The following is a 13,486-nucleotide window of genomic DNA, read 5'->3' on the forward strand; positions in this document are numbered from 1 at the left end:
TATCAGATCAACTTGCTTCGGTCATTGCTGTAGGGCGGTCCCCTTCTATGCTAAATCGCCAAGGATTTGATGGCGATTGCCGGATTTGCAAGCGCGTCGGCATCTGGGCGGATACGCCTCCCAATCATCGTCTCGGCGATGCGTATATCCTTACTTATGGCGGCAAGACTGCCAAATCCGCAGGCCGCCACTAACCGTCCGTCTGGGGCCAGGTAAAAGGAGATCTGCCCCTTGTCGCCAAGATCCCTGTTAATAGCGGCATCAGAATTGCTATAAATTCCAGCAATCTGGAGCGTCTCGTCGTACTGGTCTGACCAGAACCACGGGACACTCTCATACGCAGATCCCGACCCCAACATGTTGGCCGCTGCCACCGCGCCTTGTTGCCATGCATTCCGCCACACCTCTAGCCGCACTCGTTCCTCGTAAAGACGATGCAGGAAAGAACAACAGTCGCCGGCCGTAAAAATGTCAGGATCGGAGGTAGCAAGCGTGGCGCTCGCCGCAATCCCTTTTTCGATCGCTAGCCCGGCCGCCTGTGCAAGTTCTACGTTTGGGACGGCACCGACTCCGACCAGAACTAGATCGGCAAGGAAGGTGCGGCCGTCGGCCAATGATACCAGAGATTGTTGTTCCGTGGCCTCGATACCAGCAACCGTAGCATCCAGTTCAATGCGTACGCCGGCGTCCAGGTGCTTTGCTTTAATCCGCTCAGCGATGTTGGCGGGTACTGCTCTCATGAGCAGCCGGGGGCCGGCCTCAAGAACCGTCACAGAGGCGCCCCTGGATACCGCACTTGCAGCAACTTCAAGCCCGATGAAACCGCCACCGATCACTACGACACCACATCCTGGCCTGAGGGTCTGTCGAATAGCTACAGCGTCGGCGTAGGTGCGAAGTGTAGCCATGCGACATTTTGGGTCGACTGGAACACCCAGCATTCGTGGGCGGGCGCCGGTTGCCAAGAGCAAACGCTCGTAAGATAAGAGCTCGCCTCCTTGAAGCGACACTGTATGTGTCGCCCTATCGATCGATAGGACGTTGACCCCTGCAAGGTATTCGATTGCCAATTCTCTCAACCGCTGGGCAGTAATAAGGAACTTCGGTCTGCTATCTTTGCCCTCGGTCAAAAGGCCTTTTGATAGTGGTGGCCGTTCATACGGTAGCGTAGCTTCACTGCCAATCAGAATGACACGTCCGGGCCACCCGCCCTGCCTTAAGGCAACAGCTGCAGCCGTTCCGGCCTCGCCCGCACCGACAATTACCATAGCACGTTCTTGTTTCATGCTGGCAGTCCAACAATGTTGCCCCGCCGGATGGCCAATCGTTGTTCAGCAATCTCCGATCCCACAGCTTGCTCTACATTATTTGTTTCGTCCGACGACTTAACCGAATACCTTATTTCGCTCGCAAAGCGTGCCGTTGCGGCGAGGTATCCATCCGACATCTTACTTCTCCCGATAGGTCCATTCAGATCTTGATGAACACAACATTGGAATCCACCTTGATCTCGTACCGTCGTAGATCGACGCAAGCGGGCAAAGCTCGGGCCTCGCCAGTTCGGTAGTCGAACGTCCCAAAATGCTTGGGACATTCGATGATGTCACCGTCGACTATACCGTCTGCGAGATGAACCTTTTCATGGCTACAATGCCCGTCAATCGCGAAGAAGTGACCCTCTAGCGACCGGATGATCGCAAACGAGCGTTCTCCATGGGAGAACCGTATTGCTTCCTCGGGCGCTAACGCATCCGAGGTGCACACCTCGACCCACTCTCCTATTGTAGTCATGTTCTTTCCTCTCGAATCTAGTTGGCAATACAAACACGGCTACCGATTAGAACCGCCGTGCCAACTAGCTGCACAGCGCTAGTCGGGCATCCAAATTTGGAGAAGTGCGAGCTGGCAGAACCTATACCTTGGACCCGCCACGGCTGAAGTTCTTGGCTTTCGTTCGTTTGTACATCGCCTCGTCGGCCTCCTGCGAGCCATCATGCGCCGTACCGAACCACTCATCGAAGGGAATTAACGTGTCGCCGTAGTTCACCTCAAAATACCTGTGATGCAGGTAGTGGTAGTACCCATCGGCATCGAGATGCTTACCGCCTTCGGAAACGATCTTGTCGAAGCCCAGATGGCCCAACGCCGGGATTAGCGCCTGGATCATGAGGCAGAACATCACGTTCATCGGATGAGAGGGCACGAGGAAAAAGAACAGCACCCCCGAGAAATACAGGATGTGCTCAAACGTATGCATCGACAAGCCCGACCATGGCCCTGGATTAACGTTATTGTGATGCACCTTGTGGATGATGTGGTAGAGAGGTCCAATGTGGATCAAACGGTGGACCATGTAAAACTGCAGCTTCAACCAGGCCGGAGTTATAAAGAGTAGACCGACAAAATAGATTGAGTGCTGCGTTATATCCACTTGCATGGTGTAACCATTCGAATACATCCACCACGCGAGCACCTCGTACGCCGCCCAGACAGGCACACCACTACACATGGTCCAAAAGACATTTTCGGCGGTCTGGCTCCGGAACAGAAATACGGAGTTGTCGGTGTCGGGCCACTTCGAATTGTATTTGAAGTTTGTCTCCTGGCGACGCTGAATGTAGAGCAGCATGTGCAGTCCACCGTATACAAGAAAGGCCAGCGCGGCGTTGCGCAGGAGAATGGCCGCCACCCAGCCGATGCTGAGCTCTCTCATCGTATCCGTTGTGGGCGTTAGATAAACCCACGCGACAACGGAGATGCCGATCAGGAGCGCGTTCCAGGGCCACAGATATCCAGGAAACCCGAACATCCATACGAGAAACTTTCTCGGTTGGGCCGGCCATACTAACAAGGGCTCGCGCGCGGGTCGCTTATGAGGTGACCACTGCCCACGCTTGTCACGACTTCCATACAGCTTGTCGTCCATCCGGTTCTCCGTTGGCGAAACTCTGCGCCACTTAATTCGAAGATAATGATGTATATAGCAGTAGAACACGTTCTACGCGATGTCAAGGGATTTTGCCATATCGACAGGTTTTCCGCGTAGTTTGCCGACGTCCTAGCCGTAAGCTGTGTATAGCTGGAGCGTGAGGCCTGGTGCTGAGGGCAGGGGTTCCCATTGGCGCTGCGCAGCCCGCAAATCCCTGAGCGCAGGATGGCGCGTGTAGTCCTAACGGTAGCGTATTGGGCCGCGGTACCGGACAAACCAATTGGACTGGTGGCTGCAAGGCGGTGACGCCGGCGCAACTTGAGTATCCGCGAACCGGGAAGGAGGGGATCCGGAATCCTCGTCCCGAGCGATATGACTATCAGCTTAAATGTGCGGTTCTCAAATCTCTGGTAGGTTGCCTGAGCCAGCCCAATCTACTAAAATCTTCGTCGGGGCTTTCGTTGGACAATTACCTCAGCTTCGCCAGACCTGCTTCGTTCGGCAGGAATGCACTGCAGAGACCGCGGGAGACCGGCTCCATTGTTGTGTCTCCGCTGTCGATCACTCTTGACTAGCTCAACAAGTTCAGCCTTCGGAAGACGATATCGAGAGCCTCTAACCAAGGCAAAGGGGCCTGCCTGGCGGCAAGATGGTCCAACCCTAACTTGGTAAAAGTGCCTTCCGTTGCGATCCCGTCAGATACGATGTCAAGTGGCACCTCCGCACGTGCTAGCGCGTATCCAGTCGCTCCCGCGATATTTCCCGCAACAACTAGCCTCGCTTGAGCAGACGTGAGCCCACGCTCCAAGAACCAAGATTCGAGCGTTGCTATGAAGCTATAGATCCACCCGGCGAGGCAGGCCCCCACCATGGCAAGTTCAAATTGATCTTCGGTTTCGAAGGTCACAATCCTACCGGCCGTGCCCAGTACCACTGCCACGTCGTCCGAGGCGGGATATATGGGTACGAGGCCTCTATCAATCGTATCAATGTAACTCGATGGCATGATGCGGACCACCGATATGTCTTTGCCTATCGCCGCCTGCAGTTCAGCAATTGTGGCGCCTGCGACAGCTGAAATTAATACCTGCTCTGGACGCATAGCCAGATTGGGCAACGCATTGGCAAGCTGTTCGGGCCGCACCGCCAAAAGGATCCAGTCGGCCTCGGCGAGCATGCTCGCATCATCCGCGGCTACCGTGCAGTCGTGGGTAGTGGCAAGCCGCTCTGCCTTTACTCGACTATAGGGCGAGAGAAGAATTCGACCGCCAAACCCACCCCTTCGCAGGGCGGCGATTAAGTAGGCGGAGAAGTCGCCGGTTCCAATAAACCCAATTGTCGGCGTGTTCATATGGTGACTCCAATATCGAATGCCGCCCGAGCTTTCAAAATTCCGACCGGTTTGCGCTAGCTGCCTCCATGGCGTCGAGCCTGGATAACACCATCGCCAGATGCGATTTATGAACCGTCGCAACCAGACGTACATCCCGAAGCTCCAGGCTTCTTCGTATCACGCGCAGCTCATCGATAAGGTCTTCTACCTGCTGCCGAAAATCCATTTTCTCAAGAAGCAGGAACCAAAATCTAGCTGACTGGAAGAAAAGGATATCGTTGAAGTCCCTCAGAGGGCCATTGCTACTCAAACCATGCAGAACTTTATGCAGTCGGATAATGATTTCGGCAAATTGCCTTTTATCCTTTACATCTAACAGTTGTCGACAGGTTTGCTCCAGGTCTTGGATTTCGCAAAGGATATCGTCAGTCACGGGAAGAGGTGACGACTCGGCCATAGCGTCCATCAATCGCATCCGAACGATGTAGATATCGCGCATAGTGCTCAGATCGATCGATGTGACTTCAGTTCCGTTGCCGTGCTGGCTTACGATCAGACCGTCGTACTCCAGGCGTTGCAAGACTGTGCGAAGGGGAGTCCGACTGACACCAAATTCCGATGCGAGTTCCCTCTCGTTGAGCCGGCTACCTGGCTGATAGTCGAGCAGGCATATTCGGCGCCGTAACTCGAGGTATATTTCCTGTTTGCTCATTTTTCCGGCGGGTTGCCTCTCGCCGTCCATAACCCCGTCTTTGTCTTCAGGAGCAGTCAAGGTGGTTTCGTTCGTAGGTACCAGGGAGCCGTGGCGTGTCATCGCTAGCTTTCTCTAAGCTGCAGCAGGGTATGAACGGCATCGAGTCACGTTCCAACGCGCAAAGTCGAGTTCATTTGGCGTAAGTACGCGATTACGCTCTGCGCGGTAATACGCCCGGTGGCCGGGTTCTCGTCGCTTGGTCGATTTTGTATCGACATCGAAAAGTTCGAACTGTCGGATTCCACATCTACATTGTGGGTGTTGAACATTAGACTTGGATCTGCCCAAATCTCCATCTGCGTGCGGTCCGGTCCGAGCCCCGCCAGGCTCAGAGCCGCAGCGACATTCACGTTGGCTGGGAATTCCTTCGCCACGTCGCTTACGGTGCCTCTTAAAACGCAAACGGCTTCCTCAAGACTTTCCAAGTTCAACCCGTTGCGAACGACATAAGGTGCGGTTGCAAGGCTCCTTGGTGGTTTGCAGGTGCGGATCTTCACCTTGCGGATCTCACCAACTGCCGCGGCTTTGATGGCGTCGAGCCCAAGCATCGCCCCGGATGGGACCACAATCCGCCCTCCCATGCGACGCGCCAACTCCACTAAATCTTCTCGACCGAGTAGCTGGCTCGCAGACATAGCTATGAGGGCCTTGCCGGCGCTCAGGACAGGCAGCGCGATAGCGTCGAACATCTGTGGCGGGAGACCCTCCAAAACTGTATCACACTCTCTAGCCAAATCTTCAAACGAGAGGCAGGGAACACGACTGTTTAAAGTGGCATTGAACTCTGCGGCCCGATTTTGGCTCCGGGCCGAGATGGCCACCAGTTCGCACCCAACTATTTCCCCCCGATCCAATGCGTGTGCCACGGACGAGCCTATGGCGCCAATCCCAGCTATTCCAATTCTGATAGGAGCCCCGACCATCAATCTGCCGCTTTGACTGCGCTCAAAAATTGTTGCGTTCGCTTGCTTTTGGGATTGGAAAACAGTTCAGCAGGGCTGCCTTGTTCTTCGATCTTTCCACCATAGAAAAAGCAGACGCGATCGGAAATATCACGAGCAAAACCCATTTGATGGGTCACCATAAGCATCGTCAGCCTGTGCTTGAACACCAAATCCTTAATCACATTCGTGACTTCGCCGATTACCTCGGGATCAAGGGCAGAGGTAACTTCGTCAAACAACATAACCTTGGGCCGCATCGCCAGCGCGCGGGCAATCGCTACACGCTGTTGTTGGCCGCCCGAAAGCCGGGAAGGATGTTGGTCCTTCTTGTCGATCATGCCAACCATCAGGAGAAGCTCTTCGGCACGTTCTCGAGCCTCGCGGCGCGAGAGACCCAAGACTAAGACCGGCCCCTCCATACAGTTCTGTAGCGCCGTCATGTGGGGAAACAAGTTGAAATGCTGGAAGCACATTCCTATCGAGGAGCGGGCTTTTCGTAGGTACTTTGCATCTGCCCGCACCAGCACGCCGTTTGTTGGCATGTGGGTGAGGGGTTTGCCATCCACATAGATGACGCCGCCGTTGATGGTCTCAAGGGTCATCAGCATGCGCAGCACCGTCGTTTTGCCGGATCCCGATGGGCCAATAATGCTCACCATCTCACTTGGTGCGATGTCCAAGTTCAGGTTGTCCAGAACGATAAGGTCGCCATAGCTTTTACGGACCTTCATGAACCGTACCATTGGTATGTCTGGGCCGACGAGCTCGAGGGGATATGACGAGAGATCTTCCATCATTGCATTCCTAACTTACGGCGAACGGTCGCTTCAAACCAACGAATGGCGCGCGCGGCGGTCAGTGAGATAACTAAGAAAATAACGCCCACCATCGTGTAAGGCTCAAGGTAGCGATAGTTTTGTCCGCCTACAGCGTTTGCTGCCTGCATCAATTCGGCAACACCAATTACAGACAGAATTGGGGTATCCTTAAAGATGCTGACTAGGTAGTTTCCCATTCCAGCAATTGATGGTGGGAGAGCCTGCGGCAAAACAATACGCCGATAGGTCTGCATTGTCGTTAGATTGATAGCGGTGCATGCTTCCCATTGCCCCTTCGGGACGGACTCAATGCCACCCCGATAAACTTCAGAGAGATAGGCAGCATAGTGCAGGCCGATAGCGATCATGCCTGCCACCCAAGGGCTCAGGTAGAGCCCGTATTCGGGCCCAACATAATACACAAAGAAAATTTGCAATACGAGGGGAGTTGAGCGGATGAACTCGACAATTTCCCGAGTAATATACGTCAGAATACGCAACGGTGTCCGCTGAGCAAGTGCGAACAATAGACCAATGACAGCGGCAATGGCGTATCCCATGCCAGCAGCCAAAAGGGTATTGCCCGTAGCCCAAAGCATCTTGGGCAGGATTTCGGCTGTGAATGCGAAGTCCCACTGCATCGCTTAAGCCCTTCCTATCCGCCGAGCCATGATGCGCTCGGTCCAGCGCATGCAAGGCGTGATGAGAAAGCGAGAGAAGACGTAGTAGATGACCAGGGCTGTCCCAAAAGTCCACGTAGAGAGATAGGTTGTATTGTTCAGCTGGCGCGCTTCAAACATAAGATCTGGAACTGCTATCAGCGCCACCAGCGCGGTGCTTTTGAGCAGCTCGATCACCAGGTTTCCCCAAGCCGGCAGCATGGTGACAAAGGCCTGAGGGATGATAATCCGTCGCATGCGTTGGGCTGCCGACATCGACAATGCGTAAGATGCCTCCCACTGGCCGCGGGGAACTGACTGTATGGCGCCCCGAACCAGCTCAGCGCCGTAGGCGCCAAGGTTCAGGCCAACTGCAAGAAATCCGGTAAGAAAATTGTCCAACGTGATGCCAAACAGGGGCAACACGTAGAACAACCAAAAAAGCTGGACCAACAGTGAGGTGCCGCGAAAAAACTCGACGTAGCCTACTGCGGCTCTCCTTAGCGCCGGGTTTGACGATAGCAGCATCAGGCCGAAGAGGTTGGCCACCACCACGGCCAGACCCAAGGAGCAAACGAATTGGATGGCGGTTACGAGCGCACCGTCTACAAACCGGCTACCATAATCCGCAAGGAAGGAGGCGTATGTCATAGGAGCTCGCTTCGGCAATGCTGACGAGCTGCCTCATGCGGCTCGTCAGCCAACTCATTGTTACCGATTGGCGCAGACCCATTCGGTTTTTGCATCGCCCGGAAGCTGAGCTTTCGTGTATTGAAACTTCCCGACTGCCTCCAGCATTTCCGGCGAACCGAGGTACTTTGCCTGGGCCTCGTTATACGCCTTCAGAAAGTCCTTGTCCTCTGGCTTGAATGCAATCGCTACCCAATTACTCGTCCAATCAGGTAGAGCGGCCGGGTCAGTCACTTCGATGTCGTCAGGTGCGCTAGCGGCCAGATTTTTGGCATCGAAATAGTTACTGGCCCCGGCGTCCGCGCGCCCCGCGCGAACGGCAGCCAGCAGTTCAGTAGGGCCTGGCACCTGCATAATCTTGCTTTCAGGGACTCCTTCCTTAAGTGCCTCGTCAACATTGACGTAGCCGGAGACAGTCACCATCGTTGCGTCCTTCGCCTTGATGTCCTTATAGTTCTGAATCCCCTTCGGGTTGCCTTTTTTGACAATAAACGCGTTGCCGAATTTCCCCATTGGTTCGGCAAAAGCGACGTTCTTGCAACGCTTGCCGGTGATGTACATTCCGCCGGTGATAATGTCGAAGCGCCCCGCCTGGAGCCCCGGTATCAAGCCACCCCAATCGGTCACGACTGGCTCGATGTTATTGTACCCCATAGACTTTAGGACGCCGACCGCCAGTGCGTTCGCGAATCCCAGCGGTTCGTTTTTATCCCCCGGATAAGCCCATGGGATTTCATGAGCGAAGCCAATGCGTATTGGTTTTCCCGCTTTAGCGCTGTCCGTCAGCCCGTCAGCGTGAGCGACGCCGATAAATAGAGCAGCAGTCGCGGCGATTGCAGCCAAGATAGCTTTCATTTTCATCCGTTCCCTCTGTTTTTGGGTTTATGCAAAATTGCCTGAGAGGTATACCACTGCACCAGAGAAGTGGCAAGAGGGCGTTGCTGCCCGTCGAAATTTTCGCGCAATTTGAGCCAATTCGGCCGGCTCTGGCAAAATTGCCCTTGTCATTTTTCACGAGTGGCGGTACGAGAGGTATACCTATTTCCGTTGTTGAAAACTGGATACAGCACCCGAGGGGCGACATGACCTACCTTTTACCCTTTCCAAAAGATGAGCTTGATCGTCGCATATCGAACGCGCGTAAGGCGCTCACAGAAAACAACCTTGATGGCATCTTGATTGCCGTTCCTGAGAACATTTATTATCTCACCGGGCTTGATCACTGGGGATTCTTCGCTGCGCATGTGCTCGTTCTGAATCAAAGCGGAGAAATGGGCCTCTGCTGCCGCGCGATGGAGCAGATAACGGTAGAGAACCAGGTCCGAAACGCGCGGTTCTACGGGCACAAGGATCACGAAGAGCTTTCAGACTACGTCCACCAGGCCATGAAAGACCTGGGTCTGTCGGGTGGCCGCGTCGGGATCGAAAAGCGTAGCCTTTTCCTTACAGCGCGACACGCTGAGCGCATTCAAGACGAGCGTTCCGGCGTAAGTTGGGTGGACGCTTCCGGGATTCTTGACGACCTACGTCTTGTGAAGTCCCCGCTCGAAATGGAATACACTCGCAAGGCGGCGCATGCAGTTGACCTAGGCACGCTGGCCGCGGTTGACGCGGTGCGCGACGGCGCAACCGATTACGAAGTTTCCGCGGCTTACCACAGCAAGATGATATTGGAGGGAAGCGAGTATCCCGGTTTCGGCCCGTTCATTCGTCCGACTAGTCGTCTAGGTGAAGAGCATACCACCTGGCGTGGCGAGGTGTTCCGAAACGGCGATGCAGTTTTCCTTGAAACCTGCGCTTCATATCGCAAGTACCAATCTCCGATGGGCCGGCTTGTCTACGTCGGTAGCGCGCGGAAGGGTGTCGAGGAGTCTGCCGAGCTTGCAATTCGCGGCATGAAGGCAATTTGCGAAGCCCTTCGTCCGGGCGCAGATGCGGGTGACGCCTATGAGGCTTGGCACGAAGTGGCAGCGAGCGCGGGCCTCGTCGACTATCACCGTCATCACTGCGGCTACCTCGTTGGGATTGGCTTTCCTCCGAGCTGGACAGGCGGATCCATGGTCACCAGCCTTTTCCCCAAGTCGACCCGTAAGATAGAAGTCGGCATGGTCGTCCATGCACATTCTTGGTTCACCAACACGAAAGTCGCGGACTATTTCGTCTCCAACACCGTGATGGTGACCGAGAACGGTGGGGAGATCCTCACAAACAAAACACCCGAAACTCTGATCGTTCGCTGATTACCATGGGCCGTCGCTGGCGACCTGGTTGGGCAGAACGCTCTTCGCGATCGTTGTTCGAGGATTCTCATGCAGAAACTCACAAAAGCTACGCTAACCGGCATATGCACCCAGATGGCATCGCATCATTGGTCAGACAACGAAATAAACGAATTAGTCGATCCCCAACTGGGGATCATCACCGGATTCCAGGATCTCCTGAAGGAGCTTGAGCAGCTGAGGAAAATCGACCTCGGGACCACGCCACCGGCTATGAGCGTCCAAGGTGCAGACAGCCATGAGTAACAATATCGCATTTCAAAGCGTCAAGAGCCTGAGGTCGATGCTTCAGCGCGGTGAGGTAACCCCAGTCGAGCTTGTGGATACATTCGCCGAGAGGATCGAACGACACAATCCACAATCAAAGGCGTTCATCACGACGACTATTGATACTGCGCGAGAAAAGGCGTCGCTGCTCACGCGTGGTGATTTGACCGGCTCCTCGTTCGCCGGAATTCCCTATGCCTCCAAGGATTTGTTCGACGTGCAGGGTGTTCGAACGTCCGCCGGGTCGCGGGTCTTCCACGACAGGATTGCCACAAAGGATGCGTTTGCAATCGCCAAGCTGCGGGCAGCCCAGGCGCTTAGTCTTGGCAAAACGAACCTGCATGAATTCGCATACGGCGCAACGGGCGAAAACGAGCTTTATGGGACAGCCGTCAACGCTTACGATCCGACGCGTCTCGCGGGTGGCTCGTCGAGCGGCTCCGCGGCCGCGGTGGCATTTGGTCTGGTGCCGGCGGCACTTGGAACGGACACCGGTGGCTCCGTCCGAGCGCCCGCTGCGTTGAACGGGCTTGTCGGCTTTAAGCCCACGATCGGACGTGTCCCCACTTCGGGAGTGGTGCCGTATTGCTGGACGCTGGATCACGTCGGGTTGATGACGCGCACGATCGCCGACTGCGCCGATCTGCTGAGCATCGTGGCGGGCTACGATCCCAGCGATCCCGCTTCAGTCAATCGGCCCGTTGAAAATTACTCTGAAGCGCTCGATCAGGACATCTCAGGACTGCGCGTCGGTATTCCGAGCAACTTCTACTACGAGCGTGCGGACGACGAAATCCTCGAGGCCATTGAACGGGTGAAAGAGTATCTCGTCGCAAACGGCGCAAAGCTTGTGCCGGTGACATTTCCGGATATGGAACATAGCCGCACAGTCTCCCTCACCGTGCAGATGCCTGAAGCGCTCAGTGCGCATTCGGCTTATTTGCAGGAGCGCGGCGACCTTTATTCCGCGGATTTCCGTGCTGGTTTGGCGTTGGGGCAGTGCATTCTGGCGGAGCACTATGTCAAAGCGAAGCGGTTCATCGAGACCTACCGACAGCAGACGAATAGGCTTTTTGACCAAGTCGATCTGATCCTCACCCCCGCGACGCCCGAAATCGCCCAGAAAGTGGGCACCGTCAAGGTGACACGAAACGGGGTCAACGAAGCGATCGGAAACGCGATCACCCGGTTTACGACATTCTTCAATATGACCGGTCACCCGGCGCTGACAATGCCATGCGCGATGCATACGCAGGGTCTCCCGATCGCACTGCAATTGGTAGGCCGGTATTTCGACGAGATGACTGTCTTGCGTGCCGCACACGCGATTGAGCGAAGCGACCAGTTCTCAATCCCGCTACCGAAAGTAGACGGCTGAGATGGCACATACGTCCCGGAGATATGCCTTCTCACGACGTTTTGCCGAACCTGGAAAGGCTGCGCGGATGCGTATCGCATCGCGTGTGTTTGGACCCCGCTTTGACCAAACGACGGTTATTGGCATCGCTCCTGCAAGCGAGCAAAGCGTCCACGGCTCGGCCGCGCTCCTAGAGGGAGAAATATGGTGTTTGCGCTTCTAAAGTACGGCTTTTCAAGACGTTATCCCGAACGCGATGAGATACCGCGCACTCCGGATCTACAATCCCACTACGACGTCGTCATCATCGGCGGCGGTGGTCACGGAGCCTCATTGGCTTACCACCTGGCGAAGCACCACGGGATCACCAACGTTGCAATTCTGGAGAAGGGCTATCTTGGAGGCGGGAACACCGCGCGCAACACCACGGTGATCCGCTCGAACTACACGGATCAACGATCGATACGGTTCTATGCGAAGGCCCTGAGACTTTATGAATCCTTGGCCAATGAGCTCGATTACAACATGATGTATTCCCGCCGGGGACAGCTGACGTTGTCGCACTCGGACGGCGTTTCGCGATCTCTTCGCCTGCGCGCCGACGCCGGCGTCTTTTGTGGTGAGGCTAACGAGATTGTTGATCGCCAGCAAATCAGAAGCTTGGTGCCTTCGCTCAATCTCGATATCAAGGGCATGCCGATCCTTTGCGGTCTTTGGCACCCAAGCGCAGCCATCGCGCGTCACGACGCAGTCGTATGGGGATATGCTATCCGCGCGTGTGAGCGTGGGGTCGAGCTTCATCAAAGGACGGAAGTCCTGGGGATGGAAGTCGCCGGGAATAGGGTCACACGCCTCCGCACAAATCGCGGCCATGTTTCAGCCGGGACCGTGGTGCAGTGCGTCGCCGGTTACTCCTCAGTCGTAGCAAAGATGGCCGGTTTGAAGCTGCCGATCCGCAGCTATCCACTTCAGGCAATGGTGACGCATCCTGTCAAACCCTTCTTGGATCCGATGGTGTCGTCAACCGCTCTGCATTGCTACGTTTCGCAATCGGCCAGAGGCGAACTCGTCATCGGAGGCGGCTCGGACCCATACGAGCTCTACAACACTCGCTCGACCCTGGAGCTCAAGGAAGGTCTTGCTGCCTCGGCGTTTGAGATGTTCCCGTTCATTGGAGAACTCAAGATTTTGCGCCAGTGGGCCGGGATCACCGATATGACGCCGGACTACAGCCCGATCATGGGTCAGGGTCCGCTCTCGAACTATTGGCTGGACGCAGGTTGGGGCACCTGGGGCTTCAAGGCGACTCCGGCCAGCGGATTCTTCTTGGCGAAGGCCATTTCGGAAAACCGCATTCCTGACGAGATCAGGCCATTTCAGTTAAGCCGGTTCCACAGTTTCGATCTGGTGAATGAGATGGGCGCTACCGCTGCAAGCCACTGAGGAACTAAACGTG

General features: G+C 55.4%; 14 protein-coding genes. 4 read left to right on the forward strand and 10 right to left on the reverse strand.

Annotated features, from left to right (window positions below; genetic code table 11):
- Positions 1 to 50: 50 nt before the first annotated feature.
- The 10 genes from NKH13_RS24095 to ehuB form a co-directional block, all read right to left on the reverse strand.
- Positions 51 to 1,286 (reverse strand): NAD(P)/FAD-dependent oxidoreductase, encoded by a 1,236-nt coding sequence (locus NKH13_RS24095; protein WP_352914808.1) that lies wholly within the window; start codon positions 1,284 to 1,286, stop codon positions 51 to 53.
- A gap of 184 nt (positions 1,287 to 1,470) precedes the next feature.
- Positions 1,471 to 1,791: a Rieske 2Fe-2S domain-containing protein gene (locus tag NKH13_RS24100; protein ID WP_352914810.1), complete on the reverse strand. Its 321-nt coding sequence runs from the start codon at positions 1,789 to 1,791 to the stop codon at positions 1,471 to 1,473.
- A 121-nt stretch (positions 1,792 to 1,912) separates the two neighbouring features.
- Positions 1,913 to 2,926: a sterol desaturase family protein gene (locus NKH13_RS24105; protein WP_352914813.1), complete on the reverse strand. Its 1,014-nt coding sequence runs from the start codon at positions 2,924 to 2,926 to the stop codon at positions 1,913 to 1,915.
- A 574-nt stretch (positions 2,927 to 3,500) separates the two neighbouring features.
- Positions 3,501 to 4,280, reverse strand: a complete 780-nt coding sequence (locus NKH13_RS24110; protein ID WP_352914815.1) for an NAD(P)-binding domain-containing protein — start codon at positions 4,278 to 4,280, stop codon at positions 3,501 to 3,503.
- Between the two features lie 34 nt (positions 4,281 to 4,314).
- Positions 4,315 to 5,034 (reverse strand): GntR family transcriptional regulator, encoded by a 720-nt coding sequence (locus NKH13_RS24115; RefSeq protein ID WP_352914818.1) that lies wholly within the window; start codon positions 5,032 to 5,034, stop codon positions 4,315 to 4,317.
- A gap of 86 nt (positions 5,035 to 5,120) precedes the next feature.
- Positions 5,121 to 5,939: an aspartate dehydrogenase gene (locus NKH13_RS24120; RefSeq protein WP_352914962.1), complete on the reverse strand. Its 819-nt coding sequence runs from the start codon at positions 5,937 to 5,939 to the stop codon at positions 5,121 to 5,123.
- On the reverse strand, positions 5,939 to 6,754 hold the full coding sequence (gene ehuA, locus NKH13_RS24125) for an ectoine/hydroxyectoine ABC transporter ATP-binding protein EhuA (protein ID WP_352914820.1): 816 nt from the start codon (positions 6,752 to 6,754) through the stop codon (positions 5,939 to 5,941). The genes NKH13_RS24120 and ehuA overlap by 1 nt, the downstream gene beginning before the upstream one ends.
- Positions 6,754 to 7,419 carry an ectoine/hydroxyectoine ABC transporter permease subunit EhuD gene (ehuD, locus tag NKH13_RS24130; protein WP_352914822.1) on the reverse strand — a complete coding sequence of 222 codons (666 nt, stop codon included), beginning with the start codon at positions 7,417 to 7,419 and terminating at the stop codon, positions 6,754 to 6,756. Before ehuD ends, ehuA begins: the two co-directional genes overlap by 1 nt.
- A 3-nt stretch (positions 7,420 to 7,422) precedes the next feature.
- A complete protein-coding gene (ehuC, locus tag NKH13_RS24135; RefSeq protein ID WP_352914825.1) occupies positions 7,423 to 8,088 on the reverse strand; it encodes an ectoine/hydroxyectoine ABC transporter permease subunit EhuC in 666 nt (221 codons plus the stop codon).
- Positions 8,089 to 8,148: 60 nt separating this feature from the next.
- Complete coding sequence (gene ehuB, locus NKH13_RS24140) at positions 8,149 to 8,982, reverse strand: ectoine/hydroxyectoine ABC transporter substrate-binding protein EhuB (RefSeq protein ID WP_352914827.1); 834 nt, start codon at positions 8,980 to 8,982, stop codon at positions 8,149 to 8,151.
- A gap of 227 nt (positions 8,983 to 9,209) precedes the next feature.
- Between ehuB and NKH13_RS24145 the strand changes: the two genes are divergently transcribed.
- From NKH13_RS24145 to NKH13_RS24160, 4 genes are all read left to right on the forward strand, one after another.
- Positions 9,210 to 10,367 carry a M24 family metallopeptidase gene (locus tag NKH13_RS24145; protein WP_352914830.1) on the forward strand — a complete coding sequence of 386 codons (1,158 nt, stop codon included), beginning with the start codon at positions 9,210 to 9,212 and terminating at the stop codon, positions 10,365 to 10,367.
- Positions 10,368 to 10,436: 69 nt separating this feature from the next.
- Positions 10,437 to 10,652, forward strand: a complete 216-nt coding sequence (locus tag NKH13_RS24150) for a hypothetical protein (protein ID WP_352914832.1) — start codon at positions 10,437 to 10,439, stop codon at positions 10,650 to 10,652.
- The gene (locus NKH13_RS24155; protein ID WP_352914834.1) at positions 10,645 to 12,051 is read left to right on the forward strand and encodes an amidase; all 1,407 of its coding nucleotides are present in this window, start codon (positions 10,645 to 10,647) and stop codon (positions 12,049 to 12,051) included. Before NKH13_RS24150 ends, NKH13_RS24155 begins: the two co-directional genes overlap by 8 nt.
- Positions 12,052 to 12,234: 183 nt before the next feature.
- The gene (locus NKH13_RS24160; RefSeq protein ID WP_352914837.1) at positions 12,235 to 13,473 is read left to right on the forward strand and encodes an FAD-dependent oxidoreductase; all 1,239 of its coding nucleotides are present in this window, start codon (positions 12,235 to 12,237) and stop codon (positions 13,471 to 13,473) included.
- Positions 13,474 to 13,486 lie beyond the last annotated feature (13 nt).

This window comes from Mesorhizobium sp. M1348, assembly GCF_040317925.1.
Lineage (GTDB): Bacteria > Pseudomonadota > Alphaproteobacteria > Rhizobiales > Rhizobiaceae > Mesorhizobium.